Annotated in this window: 22 protein-coding genes; 18 read left to right on the top strand and 4 right to left on the bottom strand. The window is 43.9% G+C overall.

From position 1 onward, the window contains the following. Positions 1 to 27 precede the first annotated feature (27 nt). The 4 genes from K5L93_RS03865 to pstB all read left to right on the top strand — a co-directional run bounded on the left by K5L93_RS03865 (position 28) and on the right by pstB (position 3,457). Positions 28 to 843 (top strand): phosphate ABC transporter substrate-binding protein, encoded by an 816-nt coding sequence (locus tag K5L93_RS03865; protein ID WP_220718545.1) that lies wholly within the window; start codon positions 28 to 30, stop codon positions 841 to 843. Between the two features lie 77 nt (positions 844 to 920). Then, complete coding sequence (gene pstC / locus K5L93_RS03860; protein WP_220718544.1) at positions 921 to 1,856, top strand: phosphate ABC transporter permease subunit PstC; 936 nt, start codon at positions 921 to 923, stop codon at positions 1,854 to 1,856. Beyond that, positions 1,856 to 2,698, top strand: a complete 843-nt coding sequence (gene pstA / locus K5L93_RS03855; RefSeq protein ID WP_016402867.1) for a phosphate ABC transporter permease PstA — start codon at positions 1,856 to 1,858, stop codon at positions 2,696 to 2,698. Before pstC ends, pstA begins: the two co-directional genes overlap by 1 nt. Before the next feature lie 9 nt (positions 2,699 to 2,707). Continuing rightward, a complete protein-coding gene (gene pstB, locus K5L93_RS03850) occupies positions 2,708 to 3,457 on the top strand; it encodes a phosphate ABC transporter ATP-binding protein PstB (protein WP_220718543.1) in 750 nt (249 codons plus the stop codon). A gap of 69 nt (positions 3,458 to 3,526) precedes the next feature. Here pstB and K5L93_RS03845 read toward each other — a convergent pair whose 3' ends face one another. After that, positions 3,527 to 3,739: a DUF1289 domain-containing protein gene (locus K5L93_RS03845; protein WP_220718542.1), complete on the bottom strand. Its 213-nt coding sequence runs from the start codon at positions 3,737 to 3,739 to the stop codon at positions 3,527 to 3,529. A gap of 34 nt (positions 3,740 to 3,773) precedes the next feature. After that, entirely contained in the window at positions 3,774 to 4,718 is a 945-nt protein-coding gene (gene ygfZ, locus K5L93_RS03840; RefSeq protein ID WP_220718541.1) for a tRNA-modifying protein YgfZ, read from the bottom strand. 155 nt (positions 4,719 to 4,873) lie between these two features. On the opposite strand from ygfZ, the gene K5L93_RS03835 reads away from it, so the two are divergent. Continuing rightward, positions 4,874 to 5,119: an FAD assembly factor SdhE gene (locus K5L93_RS03835; protein ID WP_220718540.1), complete on the top strand. Its 246-nt coding sequence runs from the start codon at positions 4,874 to 4,876 to the stop codon at positions 5,117 to 5,119. A 434-nt stretch (positions 5,120 to 5,553) separates the two neighbouring features. On the opposite strand, the gene nadB is transcribed toward K5L93_RS03835, so the two are convergent. Then, on the bottom strand, positions 5,554 to 7,167 hold the full coding sequence (gene nadB, locus K5L93_RS03830) for an L-aspartate oxidase (RefSeq protein WP_220718539.1): 1,614 nt from the start codon (positions 7,165 to 7,167) through the stop codon (positions 5,554 to 5,556). A 202-nt stretch (positions 7,168 to 7,369) separates the two neighbouring features. On the opposite strand from nadB, the gene rpoE reads away from it, so the two are divergent. The 12 genes from rpoE (at position 7,370) to K5L93_RS03770 (ending at position 16,661) form a co-directional block, all read left to right on the top strand. Next, positions 7,370 to 7,948 (top strand): RNA polymerase sigma factor RpoE, encoded by a 579-nt coding sequence (gene rpoE / locus K5L93_RS03825; protein WP_220718538.1) that lies wholly within the window; start codon positions 7,370 to 7,372, stop codon positions 7,946 to 7,948. Positions 7,949 to 7,970: 22 nt separating this feature from the next. Then, complete coding sequence (locus tag K5L93_RS03820; RefSeq protein ID WP_220718537.1) at positions 7,971 to 8,507, top strand: sigma-E factor negative regulatory protein; 537 nt, start codon at positions 7,971 to 7,973, stop codon at positions 8,505 to 8,507. Positions 8,508 to 8,539: 32 nt separating this feature from the next. Then, positions 8,540 to 9,553: a MucB/RseB C-terminal domain-containing protein gene (locus K5L93_RS03815; protein WP_220718536.1), complete on the top strand. Its 1,014-nt coding sequence runs from the start codon at positions 8,540 to 8,542 to the stop codon at positions 9,551 to 9,553. Between the two features lie 37 nt (positions 9,554 to 9,590). Beyond that, positions 9,591 to 10,001 carry a SoxR reducing system RseC family protein gene (locus K5L93_RS03810; protein ID WP_220718535.1) on the top strand — a complete coding sequence of 137 codons (411 nt, stop codon included), beginning with the start codon at positions 9,591 to 9,593 and terminating at the stop codon, positions 9,999 to 10,001. A gap of 200 nt (positions 10,002 to 10,201) precedes the next feature. Continuing rightward, a complete protein-coding gene (gene lepA / locus K5L93_RS03805) occupies positions 10,202 to 12,001 on the top strand; it encodes a translation elongation factor 4 (RefSeq protein ID WP_220718534.1) in 1,800 nt (599 codons plus the stop codon). Between the two features lies 1 nt (position 12,002). Beyond that, a complete protein-coding gene (gene lepB / locus K5L93_RS03800; protein ID WP_220718533.1) occupies positions 12,003 to 12,917 on the top strand; it encodes a signal peptidase I in 915 nt (304 codons plus the stop codon). Between the two features lie 7 nt (positions 12,918 to 12,924). Next, positions 12,925 to 13,599 carry a ribonuclease III gene (gene rnc / locus K5L93_RS03795; protein ID WP_220721439.1) on the top strand — a complete coding sequence of 225 codons (675 nt, stop codon included), beginning with the start codon at positions 12,925 to 12,927 and terminating at the stop codon, positions 13,597 to 13,599. After that, the gene (era, locus tag K5L93_RS03790; protein ID WP_220718532.1) at positions 13,596 to 14,495 is read left to right on the top strand and encodes a GTPase Era; all 900 of its coding nucleotides are present in this window, start codon (positions 13,596 to 13,598) and stop codon (positions 14,493 to 14,495) included. The genes rnc and era overlap by 4 nt, the downstream gene beginning before the upstream one ends. Positions 14,496 to 14,497: 2 nt before the next feature. Beyond that, a complete protein-coding gene (recO, locus tag K5L93_RS03785; protein ID WP_220718531.1) occupies positions 14,498 to 15,205 on the top strand; it encodes a DNA repair protein RecO in 708 nt (235 codons plus the stop codon). A gap of 23 nt (positions 15,206 to 15,228) precedes the next feature. Next, on the top strand, positions 15,229 to 15,969 hold the full coding sequence (gene pdxJ, locus K5L93_RS03780) for a pyridoxine 5'-phosphate synthase (protein ID WP_220718530.1): 741 nt from the start codon (positions 15,229 to 15,231) through the stop codon (positions 15,967 to 15,969). Positions 15,970 to 15,972: 3 nt separating this feature from the next. Then, positions 15,973 to 16,347 carry a holo-ACP synthase gene (gene acpS, locus K5L93_RS03775; RefSeq protein ID WP_220718529.1) on the top strand — a complete coding sequence of 125 codons (375 nt, stop codon included), beginning with the start codon at positions 15,973 to 15,975 and terminating at the stop codon, positions 16,345 to 16,347. A 14-nt stretch (positions 16,348 to 16,361) separates the two neighbouring features. Further along, positions 16,362 to 16,661, top strand: coding sequence for a hypothetical protein (locus K5L93_RS03770; RefSeq protein WP_220718528.1), 300 nt, complete (start codon positions 16,362 to 16,364; stop codon positions 16,659 to 16,661). A 75-nt stretch (positions 16,662 to 16,736) separates the two neighbouring features. Here the strand turns inward: K5L93_RS03770 and barA are convergent, their stop codons facing one another. Beyond that, complete coding sequence (gene barA, locus K5L93_RS03765; protein ID WP_220718527.1) at positions 16,737 to 19,514, bottom strand: two-component sensor histidine kinase BarA; 2,778 nt, start codon at positions 19,512 to 19,514, stop codon at positions 16,737 to 16,739. Between the two features lie 94 nt (positions 19,515 to 19,608). Here barA and rlmD point away from each other — a divergent pair, with 94 nt between their 5' ends. Then, positions 19,609 to 20,919 (top strand): 23S rRNA (uracil(1939)-C(5))-methyltransferase RlmD, encoded by a 1,311-nt coding sequence (gene rlmD / locus K5L93_RS03760; RefSeq protein ID WP_220718526.1) that lies wholly within the window; start codon positions 19,609 to 19,611, stop codon positions 20,917 to 20,919. Positions 20,920 to 20,922 lie beyond the last annotated feature (3 nt).

Here is a 20,922-nt window from a genome sequence, read left to right as displayed (position 1 = left end):
TTATTTTTAATTGCAAAGAGAAATGTTATGAAAACCAAGTTAATCACGGCATTAAGTGCTGCTTCTATGTTGTTTGCTACTAGCGCTTTTGCGGGTAACACGGTGACCGTTTCGGGTTCTACCTCGGTATCGGGAATAATGGAAGTATTAGCTGAAAAATACCAAGCAACGCAGCAAGACGTTGTTGAAGTTCAAAGTACTGGTTCTTCTGCAGGTATTCGTGCTGCTAAAGAAGGCACTAGCATGATTGGTATGTCTTCTCGTGATGTTAAAGATTCTGAAAAGAATGAAGTAACTCAAGAAATTGTTATGGCAATGGACGGAATTGCAGTAGCTGTAAACAATGCTAATGAGATAAAAGACTTAAGCATTGAGCAGGTTAAAAAAATCTATATGGGTGAGATTAATAACTGGAAAGACGTAGGTGGCGCAGACCAACCTATCGTGGCAGTTACTCGCGAAGTAGGTTCAGGGACTCGCGGTGCATTTGAAGACATTATGGGGCTAACTCGTAAAATCAACGATGTAACTGTTACAGCTATCTCTCCACGTGCACAGGTTGCTAGTGGTAATGGTGCAATTAAAACTTTAGTGGCTAACAACCCTTACGCTATTGGTTTCATCTCTTTAGGTTCGGTTGATGACTCTTTAGCAGCAGTATCTATTGAAGGTGCCGCAGCGACTAAAGACAACATCAAATCTGGCTCTTACGGCATTGCACGTCCATTCGTATTGTTGGTGAACAACCAACCTGCTCCTGAAGCTCAACAGTTCCTAGATTTCATTATGGGTACTGATGGCCAAGCGATTGTTGCTGAAGAAGGCTACATCGAAGTTAATTAAGCTTCCCATTTGGAACGAAGAAAAGAGGCATTGTTTAATGCCTCTTTGTTGTACGTTGATTTTGGAATAATTTTAAAATGAATCAAACGATTGCTGCTCCAACTCTAGAATTTGGGTTGAAAAATTCTGCGCTATTAGAAGCGCTTAGCCAGTCTTCCCAAAAGGTCGACTGGGTTGGTCGTTTCTTTAACTTGCTGTTTTTGCTGAGTGCACTAATTGGTGTGCTATCGGTAGCGACCATTGGCTACTTCTTGGTGCTTGAGGGCTTACCGGCCATTCAGTTTGCCGGATTAACTAACTTCTTACTTGGTGTAGATTGGTATCCGCCAGCTTTATATGGCATTGGTGCCATGGTTGTTGCGTCGGTGGTATCGGCCTTAGGTGCGGTAGTTATTGGCGTGCCAGTAGCCTTACTAACGGCAATATTCTTAGCTGAAGTTGCGCCGAAATGGTTGGCAAATATCATTCGCCCTGCCGTAGAGCTGCTAGCTGGCATTCCGTCGGTAGTATATGGTTTCTTTGGTTTGGTTATTATTGTTCCGGCAATTGAATCAACGTTTAATGTTCCTGCTGGTAGTACTTTGTTAGCTGCCATCATTGTTTTGGCGGTGATGATTTTACCTACCGTAATCACTATTGCAGAAACGTCTATTCGCGCTATTCCTCGTACTTATAAAGAAGGCTCTTATGCTTTAGGTGCTTCACCTATGTTCACCATTTTTAAGGTGATGTTACCAGCTGCTCGCTCGGGGATTTTGGCAGGCGTAGTACTGGGTGTAGCTCGCGCAGTTGGGGAAACCATGGCAATTATTATGGTGATGGGTAACTCAACGGCTATGCCTGGTTCATTGTTAGATTCAGCCCGTTCGCTTACCGCCAATATTGCATTAGAGATGTCGTATGCTACTGGTATTCACGCTAGCTCTTTGTATTCAACGGGTATTGTTTTATTGGTATTTGTGATGATTTTGAATATCAGCTTAGTGGTATTAAACCGTAAGAGGGTGAAGTAATGCGCCGCCGTATTGAAGACAGAATTGCGCTTAGCCTAATTTGGGGCGGAGCTGGCATGACCATTTTATTCTTGGTATGGATGCTTTGGCATATTTTAAGCAACGGTTTAAGCCATGTTAGCTGGGAGTTTATTAGCTCTGCTTATACAACCGTTGGCAAAACATCGGGTATTTTCTCGATGATTGTTTCAACTATTTACATGGTTGGATTGTCTATCGCAATTGCCGCGCCTATCGGCATTATGACTGCTTTATACCTGACCGAATATGCAAAGCCAGGTAGTAAACTAGTTAAGGTTATTCGCTTCTGTACTGAGTCGCTAGCGGGCATACCGTCGATCATTTACGGTTTGTTTGGTATGACCTTCTTTGTAGTTACTTTAGGTTTGGGTTTCTCTATTTTGTCGGGCGCCTTAACGCTAGCTATTTTGATTTTGCCAGTGATTATTCGTACCACTGAAGAAGCGCTAATTGCGGTGCCTCAAGCTTATCGCGAAGCCTCTTATGGTTTGGGAAGCTCACGTATTTATACCATTTGGCGTGTAGTACTACCGTCGGCAATGCCGGGCATTGTTACCGCGGTTATCTTAAGTACTGGTCGAATTATTGGTGAGTCTGCACCGGTATTCTTAACCGCGGGTATGGTTACTCGCATCCCTGAATCAGTGATGGATTCAGGTCGAACTTTAACGGTTCATTTATACAAATTAACTCAAGAGTTGTTCACCGTTCATGAATGGAATCAGGCTTATGCAACTGCAACAGTACTGATTGTTTTAGTACTGCTTATTAACCTAACAACTAAGCTAATCGCTAGCCGATTCAACAAAGCTTCTTACTAAGAGATTGATATGAATAAGTTTGACGTTAACCAACTAGACCTACATTACGGTGACACTCACGCCCTTAAAGGGATTAACTTACCGATCCCTGAAAAGAAAGTTACTGCGTTAATTGGCCCTTCTGGCTGTGGTAAATCTACTTTATTGCGAACGTTAAATCGTATGAACGATTTAATTGAGAACGTAACCATTAAAGGTGACGTAAAGCTCGAAGGCAAAGACATTTATCAAGATCGCAATGTCGCCGCGCTTCGGATGAAGGTGGGCATGGTATTCCAAAAAGCGAATCCTTTCCCAATGAGCATTTATGAAAATGTAGCCTACGGCTTGAAAGCCCAAGGTATTCGCAATAAAAAAATTCTAGATGAAACGGTAGAGACAGCGCTACGCAGCGCTGCTTTATGGGATGAAGTAAGTGATCGCTTAAATAGCCCTGCATTTGGTTTATCTGGTGGACAACAACAGCGCTTGTGTATTGCGCGCACCATTGCGATTCAACCAGACGTGATTTTGATGGATGAGCCAACCAGTGCCTTAGATCCTATTGCTACTCACAAGATTGAAGAGTTGATGGACGAGTTGCGTAAAAAGTTCACTATTGTGATTGTGACGCACTCAATGGCTCAAGCTAAGCGTATTTCAGATAAAACCGCCTTCTTTTGGATGGGCGAGTTGGTTGAGCATGGCGATACCGAACAAGTATTTAATGCGCCAGTGGATGAGCGTACTCGCGGTTATGTGAATGGCGATTTTGGTTAAATCTTAGATAGTTAAATAAAAGCCGCAGAGCTATGTCCTGCGGCTTTTTTATCGCTATAGTTTGGCTTTCTAGCGCTTAATAATACTGTGATTAAATTGCCATTGCGGCGCTAGTTTTCGGCGTTGTTCGCAGCGCTGCAAAATCGCTTTTCGAGATGCATTGTCAGAACTACTCCAAGCGCAAATCTCATCTAGGTGGCGAAAGCAGCCAACACAAACATCATCACCGTCAAGGGTGCATTGCCTAATACAGGGCGAATCAATAAGTTTGTGTAATTCCATGGCTTGGCAATCTCTACAGGCGCTTAATACTAGTTTAGTCTACTAAGCTGTAGGGCAGTTGAGCGATGGTATATAAGCTTTGCTCATCGCCAGCTAAGCGAAACTTAGCCTCTGCATCGGTATCGTTGTTTAGCACAGCCAATAGCTCTACGTAACCCGGTTCTAATTGAACTGCTTGTAATACAGTACCTTTGCCGCGCCAGTTGTCACCCATTTGCTGCTCTAGTCTATCACCTGCTTTTGGTAGGGTATTGCCGTGACCGGCTAAACGTAGCGAAGCGCGTTTATTAGCGCCGCGATACTTGGCTCGAGCAATGGTTTCTTGACCGGTATAACAGCCCTTAGAAAAACTTAAAGCATTTAAATGCTGCAAGTTAAGCGCTTGAGGAATAAATTGCTGCTGAGTGGCTTGCTCAATGGTGGGTAAGCCGGAAACGATCTGCAGGGCACGCCAAAGCTCATTGGCATCAAGATCACTGTTGGGGGCATCTGTCCCCCAATTGTTATCTTCTGTGATTACTAAGTAGCGGCGTTTTGGGCCGTCAATATGTACACAAATACCTTGCTCAATTAAGCCGCCATGGCTGGCAATTTCTTCACCAAATTTCTTAGCAATATAGTGAGGTGCTTCGGCTCCCATTACCGCAACCGTATGTAGTGTGGTTTCGGTTTCAATATTTACCTTCGAAAACACTGCATATTTTTTTAGTTCTTTTAATTGCGTTTCGGCTAACGATTTCGGTTGCAGGTATAGGTAATCTTGTTCTAAGCGAAGTAGTCGCAAAACGGACCACATTTTGCCGGTAGGATCGCAATGTGCTGCCAAGCTTTGTTGGCCTGGTAATAGGCTATTTACATCGCAGCTAAGCTGACCTTGTAGATAGCTTTGGGCGTCCTCACCACTGACTCTAACTAAGTGCCATTGATCTAATGGCTGAACTAATAATGGAGGAAGAGTACATAAAGTTTGTTGAGACATATTCGGCTTCCGTTGAGAGCTAAGTCAAGCTTATAAAGGTGTAATTTTGTTGCTGAAATGGTATCTTCGTCAATACTTTTACAGCACCCTATATAAGGCTTTAGGTCGAAATAAGTTGATGCTGACCAGTGTAACTCATGTCTACAAGGAACAACATGCAGGAAAATAAATCACGTTTAAAATGGGCTTGTCGTCGTGGGATGTTAGAGCTAGACGTTTTGTTTATGCCCTTTGTTGATGAAGCCTACGATGAACTAAGCGATGAGCAAAAACTCACCTTTACGCGCCTACTCGCCTGTGACGATCCTGATTTATTTGCTTGGTTTATGGGCCATAAAGAATGTGAAGATGCTGAGCTAGCGGCCATGGTCGATGTAATTTTAAAGCGTGTCAAAGTGTAACTTCTCAGCTGATCGCTCGCGCAGTTACTTTTTTTTAGTAGCTGCTAGTATGTGCTTTCAGGCGATGGTTATCATCCTCTATTCAGAACTATTCCCTCTCGTTGTTTTTTCATTTTTGACCAGTGCGGTGCTATTGAATCATTGGTGGCATTACCAACCTAGTGGGTACTTCAGCCCTGACAAAGTGGTTTTTGACCAACAAGGTGAACAAATTGAATGCGCATGGTCAAGTTACTCAAGAGTGGCATTCGGCTGTTGTTTGCTCATTGTGTTCGAACAACAAGTACCTAAATGTAAACTGATTTTTTCTGACAGTTTGCCTGAACACATATACCGACAGTTGTGCTTCGTGATTAATTTTCCGAAAGCAGATCCCAAGCTTTAGTTTGTCAAAAGGTTTACAAAAAAGGCTTACATTAGTAAGCCTTTTTTGATTACGCTTCGTTGTCTTCTTCCTGATAGAAGGTATTGGGGTCGAGAATGGTGGGTTTGGCTTTATCTAGTTTATCTGGGTAATCTAGATTGTAGTGTAAGCCTCGGCTTTCATGTCTGCGCATTGCACAGCCAACTATCAACTCGGCGACTTGCAGCAAATTACGCAGCTCCAACAAGTTATTACCCACTTTGAAGTTTGAGTAATACTCAAAAATTTCTTGCTGAAGTAAGTGAATACGGCGCATGGCGCGTTGCAGGCGTTTGTTAGTGCGAACTATACCCACGTAGTCCCACATAAATAACCGTAGTTCATGCCAGTTGTGGTTAATAATGACCTCTTCGTCAGAATCGCTTACTTGGCTATCGTCCCAGGGCTGAATGGTATTGCACAATTGAACATCTTCTAGACGTCGTTTGATGTGTTCACTGGCCGCACGAGCAAATACCACGCATTCCAACAGTGAGTTACTGGCCATTCTATTCGCGCCGTGTAAACCTGTGTAAGCTACTTCACCAATAGCATACAAGTTGGCTAAATCTGTTTCGCCCTGCAAGTTGGTAACTACTCCACCGCAAGTATAATGGGCAGCGGGTACTACAGGTATTGCCTGTTTACGTATGTCGATCCCCAGTTCTAAGCAGCGCTTGAGAATAGTGGGAAAGTGTAGTTCGATAAATTCATTGTCGCGGTGGCTAATGTCGAGATAGACACAATCTGCACCTAGCCGCTTCATTTCATAATCGATAGCTCGAGCAACTACATCGCGTGGAGCTAGTTCTTCACGTGAATCGAAGTCTGGCATAAAACGGCTGCCGTCGGGGCGTTTCAATAACGCCCCTTCGCCGCGCAGCGCTTCGGTGAGTAAGAAATTACGCGCTTCTGGATGGAATAAACATGTGGGGTGGAATTGATTAAACTCCATATTGCCTACCCGGCAGCCTGCGCGCCAAGCCATGGCAATGCCATCGCCGCTACTTACGTCGGGGTTGCTGGTGTATTGGTAAACCTTACTTGCGCCGCCAGTGGCCATGGCAACAAACTTGGCTTTAACCACTTCTACTCGTTCTTTATTGCGGTTCCAAACATACGCGCCAACTACTTTTTTCTGCTCGTTGTCAGTTTCTGTAATTAAATCAACTGCGTTGAAACGCTCTAGTAAAGTGATATTTGGATGGCTTAATACCGCTCGAACTAACGTTTTTTGCACCGCTTTTCCTGTAGCATCGGCGGCATGCAATATCCGACGGCGGCTGTGCCCACCTTCGCGAGTTAGGTGGTATTTAGATTCACCATTGGTGGCGGTTTCTTGGTCAAATGGAACACCTAGGTTAATTAGCCAGTCGATGCATTGTTTGCTGTTTTCTGCAGTAAATTTAACCGCGGCTTCGTCACATAAGCCGTCACCCGCAATCAAGGTGTCATTGACATGTTCTTCTACGCTGTCATTCTTATCAAATACTGCGGCAATGCCTCCTTGGGCGTAATATGTGGAACCTTCTTTTAGAGGACCTTTGCTCAATACGTGGACTTTGGCATAATCAGCTAAGTTTAAGGCCATTGTTAAGCCTGCAGCGCCACTGCCTATTATTAGAACATCGCTAGTGTATTCCATTAGATGCGCTCTTATACGTAGTTAAAAGAAAAATTGGAGTATCAGCTAGTTTAACTGAAACTTACGCAAGTTTGCAGTGTCTCAAAGAGGCGCAAAAATTTTATTTGGTTGGAAGAGAACTTTTTTGAAAACAAGCAGTCTGAAGAGATGTGCCGCCAAAAAGGCTACCGAATCTCAAGCATTAGGAGGACGGTAGTTACAGATGTCAGAACAGTGGACAGATCAAACGTTAGTCGAAAGGACACAACGTGGTGATAAGGCGGCATTTAATTTGTTGGTGCAAAAGTATCAACACAAGGTAGCAAACCTAATATCACGCTATATAGTGAATCACGGTGACGTGGCCGATGTAACGCAAGATGCGTTCATAAAAGCTTACCGTGCACTTCCAAACTTTAGAGGTGAAAGTGCGTTTTATACATGGTTATACCGAATTGCAGTAAATACTGCTAAAAATCACATTGTCGCTCAAGGTCGCAGGCCCCCAGCAAATGATGTGGATGCTGATGAAGCAGAGTTTTATGATGGCGCAGATGCTTTGAAAGAAGCCGACACTCCAGAAACTTTGTTGTTATCTGATGAAATAAAAGAGGTAGTTTTTGCTACAATGGAAGGACTACCCGATGATTTGCGCACTGCAATTACTCTTCGAGAAATAGATGGTTTAAGTTACGAAGAGATTGCGAATGTAATGGATTGTCCTGTCGGTACCGTAAGATCACGGATTTTCCGAGCAAGGGATGCAATTGAAAAGCGAATACAACCGCTTTTAAGTAGGTAACTTTGGGGATTAATGACTAATTATGGCAAATAAAGAACAGTTATCCGCACTGGTTGATAACGAGTTAACCGACGCAGCACTGTTAGATCTGTTAGCCAATGAGCCAGAGCATGCAGAACAATGGAGTAATTACCATTTAATTGGTGATGTACTTCGCGGAGAAACACCCAAGCAAATTGATATAGATATTGCTAGTGGCGTGGCTGCAGCTTTGGAACAAGAGCCAGCGATTGTAGCCCCTAAACCTCAGGCAACAGAACAAAAAGAATCGTCGGTACGTGTAGTTCGATTCTTCAAGTACGCAGGGCAATACGCTATCGCTGCTTCTGTTGCGGTAGCCGCTATTATTGGTGTTCAGCAATACTCGTATCAAGCTAATGATGCCGATCAGCCTTTACCTGTATTTAATACTGTACCTGTTGGCGGTGCTGTAGCGCCGGTTAGTTTGCAGTCTAACCCGCAGCCTCGCGAGCTAAGTGAAGCTGAAATAATGGAACAGCGTAAGCGTATTAGCGCTTATTTGCAGGATCATCGCTTCCAGCAACGAATTGTAGAGTAAATAAATAGCCTATGCGCTTTAAGACTATCTCGATGCCAGTAATCTTTTTACTGGCATCTTTTTCTGTTTCGGCAGAGTCCTCCGTAACCACCTCTGATGCAGCGGCTACTTCAGTTAGCCAAACTAGCCCTGCGGTGGGTTTGTTACAAGATTATCAACAAGCTTTTCATCAACGTCAGTATGAGCTCTCTTATATAGTGGTTCGTCAGGGGCATATAGAACCCGTGCGCTTAATTCACGGTGTAGTTAATGGGGTAGAAGTTGCCCACAGAGTATATTTAAATGGTCCGGCTAACGAAGCAGTATATCGTGACGGCACCGTAGCTTTTTTTGAGCCGGGCCAATCACCATACAGTTTGGCGTCTAGTCGTCTGCCTGGTATGTTTGGCAACTTATCTGCAGTAAAGCTGGAAGATTTACAAAATAATTATGACTTGGTTATTGCTGGCAAAAGCCGTGTTGCGGGCAGACCTGCTCAGGTAATGCGCATTGTACCCAAGTCATCAGATTTATATGGTTTATACCTATGGATTGACTACGCGTCTCACTTGCCTTTGCGTTTAGATGTAGTTGATCAAAACGGAGAATTGATAGAACAACACATGGCAGTAACGCTGGCTGAATATGAAAACCCCAGTGAATGGATGACAGAATTGGCCAGCTTGGAGTTGCCAAGTACCGTTATGGGTAAAGAATCGGTAGATAAACAAGAGCACCAAATTAATTGGCGCTTGGGTTGGTCACCAAAAGGGATGAAAGTTGCTCAAAAAGAACAGCATTCCTTGGCGGCGATATCAGAATCGGTTGATTACATAAAACTTAGTGATGGCCTGTTTGATATTTCGGTTTATGCCAATGCTGTTGGTAAAACTAACCCCTTACGTGAACAATTGGTTCGCCAAGGTGCGACCAGCTTACATACAGTAGTACGCAAAGGTATAGAAATCACCGTTGTTGGTGAAATTCCACCAGAAACCGCCTCAAAAATGGCCGATTCAGTAACCATTGGTCCTTACTTCGAGAAGCCCATTGAACCGGCCCTGTGATCCCGCTTTAATCATCGAAACAGCCAAAGTTGTTGAGGTGATTGACAATTACGCAATGGTGGAATGCGTAAGCAAAAGCGCTTGTGGCAGTTGCGCCAGTGCCGATAACTGTGGAAATAGCGCCATAGCTAAAGCCTTTCCTACCCGGGTTCATCAACTTCAGGTAAAGCTTACCGAGGCTGTTGAAGTGGGTGATAATGTGGAATTAGCGTTAAATGCTAAAAACATGCTGCAAAGTGCAGTGATTGTGTATTTGTTACCGCTAGGTATGCTGATTATTGGCGCAGCGCTGGGAAAAGTTGTTACCGCACAAGGTATTGCTGGAGAGTGGGTGATTGCTTTAAGCACTTTAACCGGTTTAGCGCTTGGTTTTTTAACTGTGCGGCGATTCACTGGTTATTTTTCTCGGCATGCACGTTATCGACCCAAAATGCTTGCTAAGCAATAAGCTTCTTTCTAGAAAACGCCCAACAATGGGCGTTTTCTGATTTTGGAGAAGGCAAAACAATTGCCAATTTAAGCACGCATTTTTTTTGGTTCTGAGTGGATTGTGGTAGTATCCGCGTCAACGATATAATGCGCCATTGCCGCATTTTTAAGAAAAGCGAATTTTGATTCGCTTATAGATGATTTTTTATAGGTAAGCTCTTGATAAATAAGAATATTCGCAATTTTTCGATTATTGCCCACATCGACCATGGCAAATCGACCTTATCTGATCGCCTGATTCAACACTGTGGTGGATTGAGCGCGCGCGAAATGGAAGCGCAGGTTCTTGACTCTATGGACTTAGAGCGCGAACGCGGAATTACCATTAAAGCACAAAGTGTAACCTTGGATTACACCGCTAAAGACGGTGAAACCTATCAGCTTAACTTTATTGATACTCCAGGACACGTTGACTTCACTTATGAAGTATCACGTTCACTGGCGGCATGTGAAGGTGCTTTACTGGTTGTTGACGCTGCGCAAGGCGTAGAAGCCCAAACCTTAGCGAACTGTTACACCGCTATGGAAATGGACTTAGAAGTTATTCCAGTACTAAATAAAATTGATTTACCACAGGCAGATCCAGACCGCGTAGCCGAAGAAATTGAAGATATCGTAGGCATTGATGCCACCGATGCAACGGTTTGTTCAGCTAAAACTGGCTTAGGTATCGAAGATGTATTAGAAACCATTGTACGTGACGTACCGCCACCAGAAGGTGATGATACGGCTCCGCTACAGGCGCTTATTATTGATTCGTGGTTTGATAACTACCAAGGCGTTGTATCGCTGGTGCGGATTAAAAGCGGAGAGTTAAGAGCGGGCGAGCGTATGACGGTAATGTCTACAGGCCAAGCGCACGTGATTAACGAAGTGGGTATTTTTACTCCTAAACAAACCAATACCGGTGTATTAAAAACCGGTGAAGTAGGTTACGTAATCGCTGGCATCAAAGAGATCTTGGGCGCGCCAGTAGGTGATACCCTAACTACCCAGAAAAACGGTGCTACCGAGGCCTTACCGGGCTTTAAAAAAGTAAAACCACAGGTATACGCAGGATTGTTCCCAACCAGCTCTGATGAATATGAAAACTTTCGTGACGCCTTGGCTAAGCTAAGTCTTAATGACTCTTCGCTATTTTATGAGCCAGAAAACTCTACTGCACTGGGTTTTGGTTTCCGTTGTGGCTTCTTAGGTATGTTGCATATGGAGATCATTCAAGAGCGTTTAGAGCGTGAATACGATCTTGACTTAATCACTACCGCACCAACCGTAATTTACGAAGTAGAGATGAACAAAGGCGAAGTTATCTATGTAGATAGCCCTGCTAAGTTACCACCTACGAACAATATTGCAGAGATTCGCGAACCTATTGCCGAAGTAAATATTCTGGTTCCTCAAGAATATTTAGGTAATGTAATTACCTTGTGTGTGGAAAAGCGCGGCATCCAAAAGAATATGGCTTATCACGGTAAGCAAGTTGCCTTAACTTACGAAATACCTATGGCTGAAGTGGTGTTGGATTTCTTCGATAAACTTAAGTCTACCAGTCGTGGCTATGCTTCATTGGATTATAACTTCAAGTACTTTAATGCGGCTAACATGGTGCGTGTAGATATCATGATTAACGGTGATAGGGTTGATGCGTTAGCCTTGATTACTCACAAAGATCACTCTGAATCTCGTGGGCGTCAGGTAGTTGATAAGATGAAAGAGCTTATTCCGCGCCAAATGTTTGATATCGCGATTCAAGCATCTATTGGTATGCACATTATTGCTCGTTCAACGGTTAAACAGCTGCGTAAAAACGTAATCGCCAAGTGTTATGGCGGTGACGTAAGTCGTAAGAAGAAGCTGCTAGCGAAGCAGAAAGAAGGTAAAAAACGTATGAAGCAAGTAGGTAACGTTGAAGTGCCTCAAGAAGCGTTTTTAGCCGTACTGCATATCGGTAAGGATTAACATGGCCACAATATTTCCGCTAATTCTGGTAATTGCTACGTTGGTTACGGGCATTATTTGGGTCTTAGATAAGTTTCACTGGGAGAAGCAGCGCGAGCTGAAACTACAAGATGCTCGCACCGCCGCTGGTGGTGAGTTACCTAACGATGCAGAAGAAAAGATAACTACACCGCCGAGCTGGATTGAGAATGGCCGTTCGGTATTTCCGGTTATTGCGATAGTGTTAGTATTGCGCTCGTTCATTTACGAGCCTTTCCAAATACCCTCCGGCTCGATGATGCCAACCTTGTTAGTGGGCGACTTTATCTTGGTTGAAAAGTTTGCTTACGGCTTAAAAGATCCAGTTACTCGTAGCACTATTGTTGAAACTGGTTCGCCTGAACGTGGCGATATTGCGGTATTTAAGTACCCGCAAGATACCCGTATTGATTACATTAAGCGCATTGTTGGCTTGCCTGGCGACAGAGTGATTTATCGTGGTAAGCAGTTGTTTATCCAAGCTAAATGTGAAACCACACCTTGCCCCGAGTTGAAACCAGTGCCGCTAGACTTTGAAGTGTCTGGTCGCTTTAAACAAGGTCTGATGCCTCTGGAAAATTATCGTGAGCAATTGGCAGAGGTTGAACATGAAATATTAATTAACCCAGCAGCACCAGATCGTGTGCAATACTTTTATCAGCAACCCGGCACAGCTCAAGACGAGTGGATAGTGCCCGAGGGCCACTATTTGGCTTTTGGAGACAATCGAGATAACAGTACCGATAGCCGCTACTGGGGCTTTGTTGCTGATGAGCACTTAGTGGGTAAAGCAGTAGCAATATGGATTAGCTTTGAATTTGAGCGTGCTGAAGATTCAGTATTACCGGGATGGATACCCACTGGTGTTCGATTTAATCGCATTGGCGCGATCAAGTAGGTAGATGATGATTAGCTCAAACCCAGAACGCTTACAGCGTGCCATAGGGTATACATTTAAAAATGACAGTTTATTACACCTAGCGCTTACTCACCGCAGTGCTGGTGGGGTACATAACGAGCGTCTAGAGTTTTTAGGGGATGCAGTGCTTAGTTGGGTAATTGCCGACGAATTGTATCACCGCTTTCCAGATGTGTCTGAAGGCGATTTAAGCCCCATGCGCTCAACTTTGGTAAAAGGCAAAACGCTGGCTGAGTTAGCGCGTAGTTTTGAATTAGGCGAGTATATAAAACTTGGTCCTGGTGAATTGAAAAGCGGTGGTTTTCGCCGTGAGTCAATTTTGGCTGATGCCGTTGAAGCGATTATCGGCGCAGTATATTTAGATAGTGGTAACGATAGCGCAAAAGAAATGCTATTGCGTTGGTATAAAGAACGTTTAAGTACTATAAAGCCAGGCCTTAGCCAAAAAGATCCTAAAACTAGATTGCAGGAAATACTGCAGTCCAGAAAGCAAGCTTTACCTGATTATCAAGTCGTTGAAATTAAAGGCGAAGCTCATAATCAGCAATTTACCGTAAGCTGCTCAGTAGAAGGTTTGGACAAGCCAGTCATTGGCACAAGCACTAGCCGGCGCAAAGCAGAGCAAGTGGCGGCTGAGTTGGTATTGGAGCGTTTAGTATGAACTATGATACCCGTTGTGGCTTTGTAGCCATTGTTGGTCGTCCAAATGTGGGTAAATCGACCTTACTGAATGCTATTTTAGGCCAAAAGGTAAGCATTACATCTAAAAAGCCACAAACTACGCGCCACCGTATTTTGGGCATTGATACCGATGATATCTATCAAACAATTTTTGTTGATACGCCGGGATTACACATTGAAGAACAGCGGGCAATTAACCGCTTAATGAATCGAGCTGCTACCAGTTCGCTGGGTGATGTTTCGATGGTGATCTTTGTGGTTGAAGGTACCAAGTGGAACCCCGATGATGAGTTGGTTTTAGGCAAGTTGCGCCACTTGAAAGTGCCAGTTGTATTGGCAATTAACAAAGTGGATAACGTACAAGAAAAAGAAGAGCTGTTTCCGCACATGCAAATGATGCAGGAGAAATTCGACTTTTCTCATATTCTGCCTATTTCTGCTAAGCAAGGGAAAAATGTTGAACAGCTGCGTGAGTGGGCACAACAAACCTTGCCGGAGAACGTGCACTTTTTCCCAGAAGATTACATTACCGACCGCTCATCACGATTTATGGCGGCAGAAATTGTGCGTGAAAAGTTGATGCGTTTTACTGGTCAAGAGCTGCCATATTCTACCACTGTAGAAATAGAGCAGTTCAAAATGCAAGAAAATGGTGTTTACCAAATTAACGCGCTTATTTTGGTAGAGCGCCCTAGCCAAAAACGTATGATTATTGGCAGTAAAGGCGACAAACTAAAAACTATTGGTAAAGAAGCTCGCTTAGATATGGAGCGCTTGTTTGATAACAAAGTGTTCTTGGAAATGTGGGTTAAAGTTAAATCTGGTTGGGCTGACGACGAACGTGCTTTGCGTAGTCTAGGTTACGGAGACGAATAAGCTTGCCTGAACAGGCACTCACACCTGCGTTTGTTATTCATACGCGGCCGTACCGAGAAACCAGTTTGTTAGTACAGCTGTTTACCCTCGAATATGGCAAAGTGAGTGCTGTGGCTCGCGGGGCTAGAGCTAAACGCTCTAAGTGGCGAGGCATATTGCAACCCGGCGTTCCGCTATTAGTTGAGTTGAGTGGTAAAGGCAGTTTACGTAACTTTAAACAGGTCGAAGCCAGTAACTTAGCGCTACCGCTGTTTGGGCAATACCTGTATAGCACCCTTTATCTTAATGAGTTGCTTTATTATTTGCTGGAAGAAAATACCGCTTACCCAAGCTTGTATCATCATTATCAAGACAGCTTAATGGCCTTAGCCAAGCAACAGCCTCTAGAGGGGTGTTTGCGCGAGTTTGAGCTGTTGTTGGTGGCTGAGTTGGGTTTTGCCCTAGCCGAGCCGCAAGAATTCGCTCAAGGTCTTAGCTATCAATACCGATTACATGAAGGTTTTGTGGTTAGCAACAGCCGCTTTTCACAGGTGGAATTTAGCTATCAGGAAATACTTATGTTATTAGCTTTTGACCCACAGCAAGCACAACACTTATTATGTGCCAAAAGATTTTGTCGAATTGTGATTGCCCAACTGCTCAATGGCAGAGAGTTGACCAGTCGCAAATTGTTCAGTCAAATTAAAACAACTAATAGAGCCTTCAATTAAAGGCTTGTTGAAAAGGAAAACTCGTGAGTGAAATTTTATTAGGCGTTAATGTTGACCATATCGCTACACTTCGCCAAGCACGTGGTACTACCTATCCTGATCCAGTTCTGGCGGCGGGTATTGCCGAAATGGCTGGCGCAGATGGTATTACCATTCATTTAAGAGAAGACCGTCGTCATATTGTTGACCGTGATGTTGCTATCATGAGTCAAACAGTGCAAACCCGCTTAAACCTAGAAATGGCGGTCACCGACGAAATGGTCGCCATTGCTTGCGAGCACAAACCTCACTTTGTGTGTTTGGTGCCAGAAAAGCGTGAAGAGTTAACGACCGAAGGTGGTCTGGATGTTGTTGGTAATCTTGAAAAAATCACCGAAGCAGTTACTAAGCTAACTAACGCCGGTATTTTAGTTTCGCTATTTATTGATGCCGACGATGAGCAAATTGATGCTTCTATTGCATCTGGCGCGCCATTCATTGAGCTGCATACTGGTCATTATGCTGATGCAGAAGATGAAGCCGAGCAGCAAGCTGAACTGAAAAAGATTGCCGCTGCGGCCAGTTATGCTGCAGACAAAGGCTTAAAAGTAAATGCTGGCCATGGCTTGCATTACCATAATGTATTGCCGATTGCTGCGATGCCAGAAATTATTGAGCTTAACATTGGCCATGCGATTATTGCCCGTGCTGTCATGGTAGGTATGGATGCAGCAGTGCGTGAAATGAAAGCCTTAATGGTTCAAGCTCGTCAAGGTGATGCATAAACTGTGGCAATAGTAGGCTTAGGTACCGATATCGTTCAAGTAGAGCGAATAGCTAAAAGCAAGCAAATGCATGCTTTGGCTAAGCGGGTATTAACCCAAGCTGAATGGGATAGTTTTGAGCAACATGTTGCACCTGCTCGCTTTTTGGCGAAGCGATTTGCTGCCAAAGAGGCCGCCGCAAAAGCGCTAGGAACCGGGATTGCTAAAGGTGTTGGTTTTCAGCAAATAGAAGTATCTAATAATCAGTTTGGAAAACCTGAGTTGGTATTCAGCGGCGCTGCACTGGCCTTGTGTGAGCAGCTCGGGGTAAATAGCCAGTTTATTAGTATTAGTGATGAGCGTGATTACGCGGTGGCTACCGTAGTGTTAGAGCGCTAATTAGGAGAAGGACATTGGTTGAACGATATCGTGTTCAGTTAGATTTATTTGGTCTAATGAAGTTACTAGCCTTAGTAGGTTTTGGTGTGGGTGTGATTGCTGGGTTGGCATTACTCATATACACAGTAATGAATGGTGGTAACATTATTCAGGCAGTGTTACCCATGATTGTTTCGCCATTTAGTAATGCTTTAGTAACAGCTTTGTTTGGCTTAGTCAGTTATCCATTTTATAACTGGTACTGCAATCGTAATCGCGGTCAAGTATTAACAGGTAGGTTTCTTAAAGAGCAAGAAACCAATCAGGATATGTAATTAGCTCTATCTGGAACCGCTTACATATTAAAAATTTAAAAGCCGCTGTAACGCGGCTTTTTGATTTTTAGCAGCTCAGTTAAGCTGTTTGTTTAATAGTTTAGCCGCTTGCTTAACTTTTTCTATTTCATCACTTAATTCCAGTAGCTCAGGCTCCACTTGAGCAACATCGCCGTGTTGGCGAAGGCTGTCTTCGATGGTAGTTGTAAGTGATTCTAGGCGCTTACAACCGCTGTAGGCGCAGCCACCTCTAAAGCGGTGAACTAACAGCACAAATTCATCGGCATTTATTTTCTGGTTTAGCGTTTGCTCTATGGCTTCAGATATTTCAGCAAAGCTATCTTGCAGCATACTAAACATGTCTATCGCTAAGGCTTGGTTGTTGTTGGCCCGCTGCATGGCTAGTTGCCATGATAAGCTAGCATTTTCAAATTCGATAAGTTTAGGTTGCTCTAGCGTTGCTGCTAGATTTTCTTTACTCAATAGCTTGGCGTTAGGCTGCCAGCGATGGATAAGCTTCTCTAGCGACGACTCATCTATCGGTTTAGCTAAGTAGTCATCTACCCCTTGTCCTAATAATTGTTCTTTTTCACCTGCTAGGGCGTGTGCAGTAACTGCAATAATCGGGGTTTGTTGGTTGTTACTATTTTGACGGATTTTCTGGGTGGCGCTAATACCATCTAAAATCGGCATTTGAATATCCATCAAGATGAGGTCGTAATGGTATTCTTCAGCTTTAGTTATTGCTTCTAAGCCATTGGTACAGGTATCAACTTGCGTTACTAGTTCATGCAACATCGCTGAAATGAGTTTTAAATTAGCGGCGTTGTCATCTACTGCTAGTACTTTTAGCACTAATTTTGAGCGTGAAACCTTGGCCATTGGAGTGACCACATCGTTTACAACTAGTTTCTCGTCAACTAATGCTTGTGCCAGCTTGCGATGATTAACTGGCTTGCTAATGCAGTGTTTGGCGCCAGCTTCAATAATTCGCTGGTGTATATCTGGATCACTGGAGTTGATTAACACAATCACTTCCGAACTGCGCTCTAGTGCTTCGGTTATTTTGTGTTGTAATGGCTCGAGCGTTTGCCAGTCGCTATGGCCAATGATTACGGTGCCCGAGAAGTCTTTAATTGCGCTTTGCCATTGAGCATCGTTAGTTGCGGTTTGCAGTGGCAATTGCCACTGTTGGGCTAAACCGCTAATCACAGACTGACTGACTTGGTGCGGTTCATATAGCAACACCGATAGCTGACTTAGCGCGGTTAATGGCAGCGGGGCTCCCAGTACCATGTTGGCCTGCTCTAGGTGAATATCGAAACTAAACACTGCGCCTTTTTCTGGTTCGGAGCTTAGTTTGATATCGCCACCCATATGTTGAACCAGCTTTTGAGTAATGACTAAGCCTAAACCGGTGCCGCCGTATTCGCGGTTAATGCTAGTATCTGCTTGTTTAAAGGCTTGGAACAATTGCGATTGCTGCTCTTTAGAAATGCCAATGCCAGTATCTTTCACCGCAGCATTTAGCACGACTTGCTGGCCTTGTTGCTTGATTAAACTAATCGCAACGGTGATCTCACCTTGGTGGGTGAACTTAATGGCATTGCCTAGTAGGTTAGTGAAAACTTGTTGTAAACGCAGTGGGTCGCCACGTAAACCTTCAGGCACATTAGGTTCTATCAGCAGGTTAAGCTCTAAGTTTTTATCTTGAGCACTTGGTGCTAGTAGTGTTACCACGTCGTTGATGGTATCGCGGAAGTTAAAATCAATGCGCTCGAGCTTGAGTTTTCCTGCTTCTAATTTAGAGAAATCAAGAATGTCATTAATGATGGCAAGTAGATTGTTAGCTGACTTTTCAATGGTGAGCAGGTAGTCGGCTTGATTACTGTTTAGCTGAGTTTTAAGCAGTTGACGAGCAAAGCCAATTACACCATTTAACGGAGTTCTTAACTCGTGGCTCATGTTGGCTAAAAATTCCGATTTCGCCTTAGCGCCTTGTTGCGCCTCTTTTTTGGCAATGTCTAACTCAATGTTTTGAATTTCAATTTGTTCAAGTGTTTCGCGCAAATCACTAGTGGCTTGGTCAATGCTTTGATGCATTTCTTCGTGGTACTCAGCCAGTGACTTTGCCATGGAGTTAATGCCGTGTTTTAGCAAACCTAGCTCGCCGGTATAACTGCCATCAACACGGGCGTCTAAGCGACCTTGGCGGATCCGATCGACGATATTCACCATGTTGGTAATCGGTTGGGTAACTTGTTTACTTAATTGGAAGGCGAACAGCACACTAATGAGTACGCCAAATAACACAATAAACAGCGCTACCGTGGTATCCCTAAACTGCAGCAGCAAGGCGCGGTCTTTGTTGTACTGCATTGAGATGTAACCCAGCAGTTCTGGTTTGCCATTACTAAAGGCGGCAAAACTTCCTTCTGCTTCGGCCCAGATGGGCGCACGCAAAATAATCCGATTGGGGTAAATTTCTACCTGAGTTGATTGTGGCAGCGGTAATTCTGGATCGCTTTGTAGTAAGCGAATATTGCGGTGATAGTTACTGGTTACAAACAGCTGGTTGTGTTTATCGTACACCGCAATACTTTTAATTAACGGTGACATTTTTCGATGAGTAACGCTAATTAGCGATTTTACTTTTTCCCGGTTATAGCGGCTTAGCCCAACTTCACTGGCTATGGCGAGAGGCTCAATAACATTCACACCTTGCTCGATAACAAAGTTATCCAATTGCTGATTTCGGTTAAAGGTGAAGTAGCTCGCCAACAAGATACCGACAAAAAGTGTAGGTATAATAGTGAGAATATATACGCGGGCGCGTAAGCCATACTTGGTCATAAACGTTTCTTATGGGAAAATGACATGGTTCCAATCGCTTATGATGACATAAGCCCGTCCTTTTTTGTATTCACCGAGTAAATAAGTCTCTTCTATGGCCCAATTTTTTAAAGCAAAAGCAAAATCAACCTCGATAAAGGCAATTAGAGACGCTCAGGTTCTAGCGCTTGATCACCATTTAAACGGAGTGGTAAAACACCAAGGCAAAACCTATTTTGTTGACGGGGTGTTGCCTGGAGAGCGGGTTGATGTATTGCCAAGCGCTAAATCGGGCCCAGCTAAGTTACTTAAACGTTTAAATGATGCGCCCCAGCGTATCGAGCCTGCTTGCCAGTTCTACCAACAGTGTGGCGGATGTAGTGCCCAGTATTTGTCGGCCCAAGCTCAGCGAGATTACAAACTAAAAGCGGTAGCTGAGCTCATCAGCCGCCAGTCTGGTTATCAAGACTTGCCCGAGTTTGAAATATTAAGTGGAGATGATTGGCATTACCGACGCGCTACCCGTTTGAGCACTTGGTTTGATAAGCAGCGTGGTTGGCAGCTTGGTTTTCGTCAAAAATCCAGCAAAGACATTGTGGCTATATCAGAATGCATTGTGCTTAAACCACAACTGTCGGCTCTACTGGTGCCCCTTCAGCAATTATTAAAAACATGGCCAAAGTCTATCAATTTAGGTCATATCGAGCTTATTGACTGCCAGCCGCAAATTGTTTGCCGGATCCGTGTTCGTAACCAGCCTTCCGATAAAATTGCAGCGCAATTACGCAGCTTTGCTCAGCAATATTCAATAGCCCTAGTCATTGCCACCGATGAGCAATCGAGTTATTTGATGGGCGAGCAGGCTTACTACGATTTGGCTGAACAGGGCTTGCGCTTAGCTTTCACGCCCGGTGATTTCATTCAAGTGAATGAAGCCATGAACCAAGCTCTGGTTTCTCAGGCTTTAGAGTGGTTACAGCCTTGTGCAAAGGACCAAATATTGGATTTGTATGCCGGCATCGGTAATTTTAGTTTGGCTCTGGCACAAAATGCGCAGCAAGTGATTGCGGTTGAAGGCGTTACAGCAATGACTAAGCAAGTGCTCGTTAATGCTGAAGCAAATGGTTTTAGCAACATTAGCGCATTTAGTGGCGATTTAGAACAAGTTGAAACGGCTAAAGCCTGGCAGAAAACCAAGGTTAATAAAGTATTACTCGATCCTGCTCGAGCTGGGGCAAAACTAGCCATTTCACAGGTTGCCAAGCTTAGTCCAAGCACCGTAGTATATGTCTCATGTAATCCTGCTACCTTAGCCAGAGATGCCAAAGTGCTTAAACAGGCGGGTTATCGCTTAAGTAAAATAGCTTTAGTAGATATGTTCGCACACACTGAACATGTAGAAACAATGGCTTTATTTGAGCGTTAATGG

This window comes from Agarivorans litoreus (assembly GCF_019649015.1).
In the GTDB taxonomy this organism is placed as follows: Bacteria; Pseudomonadota; Gammaproteobacteria; order Enterobacterales; family Celerinatantimonadaceae; genus Agarivorans; species Agarivorans litoreus.
The sequence above is the reverse complement of the archived record's forward strand: the minus strand, read 5'-3'. Positions and strand labels throughout refer to the sequence as shown.

What these genes read in the sequence shown, in the direction of transcription:
- rpoE (WP_220718538.1), top strand. Translation starts at nt 7,370, where the DNA reads ATGTCAGAACAGTGGACAGATCAAACGTTAGTCGAAAGGACACAACGT.
- pstA (WP_016402867.1), top strand. Translation starts at nt 1,856, where the DNA reads ATGCGCCGCCGTATTGAAGACAGAATTGCGCTTAGCCTAATTTGGGGC.
- era (WP_220718532.1), top strand. Translation starts at nt 13,596, where the DNA reads ATGAACTATGATACCCGTTGTGGCTTTGTAGCCATTGTTGGTCGTCCA.
- pstB (WP_220718543.1), top strand. Translation starts at nt 2,708, where the DNA reads ATGAATAAGTTTGACGTTAACCAACTAGACCTACATTACGGTGACACT.
- K5L93_RS03865 (WP_220718545.1), top strand. Translation starts at nt 28, where the DNA reads ATGAAAACCAAGTTAATCACGGCATTAAGTGCTGCTTCTATGTTGTTT.
- K5L93_RS03845 (WP_220718542.1), bottom strand. Translation starts at nt 3,739, where the DNA reads ATGGAATTACACAAACTTATTGATTCGCCCTGTATTAGGCAATGCACC.
- barA (WP_220718527.1), bottom strand. Translation starts at nt 19,514, where the DNA reads ATGACCAAGTATGGCTTACGCGCCCGCGTATATATTCTCACTATTATA.
- nadB (WP_220718539.1), bottom strand. Translation starts at nt 7,167, where the DNA reads ATGGAATACACTAGCGATGTTCTAATAATAGGCAGTGGCGCTGCAGGC.
- pstC (WP_220718544.1), top strand. Translation starts at nt 921, where the DNA reads ATGAATCAAACGATTGCTGCTCCAACTCTAGAATTTGGGTTGAAAAAT.
- ygfZ (WP_220718541.1), bottom strand. Translation starts at nt 4,718, where the DNA reads ATGTCTCAACAAACTTTATGTACTCTTCCTCCATTATTAGTTCAGCCA.
- K5L93_RS03815 (WP_220718536.1), top strand. Translation starts at nt 8,540, where the DNA reads ATGCCAGTAATCTTTTTACTGGCATCTTTTTCTGTTTCGGCAGAGTCC.
- rnc (WP_220721439.1), top strand. Translation starts at nt 12,925, where the DNA reads ATGATTAGCTCAAACCCAGAACGCTTACAGCGTGCCATAGGGTATACA.
- K5L93_RS03820 (WP_220718537.1), top strand. Translation starts at nt 7,971, where the DNA reads ATGGCAAATAAAGAACAGTTATCCGCACTGGTTGATAACGAGTTAACC.
- rlmD (WP_220718526.1), top strand. Translation starts at nt 19,609, where the DNA reads ATGGCCCAATTTTTTAAAGCAAAAGCAAAATCAACCTCGATAAAGGCA.
- K5L93_RS03835 (WP_220718540.1), top strand. Translation starts at nt 4,874, where the DNA reads ATGCAGGAAAATAAATCACGTTTAAAATGGGCTTGTCGTCGTGGGATG.
- lepB (WP_220718533.1), top strand. Translation starts at nt 12,003, where the DNA reads ATGGCCACAATATTTCCGCTAATTCTGGTAATTGCTACGTTGGTTACG.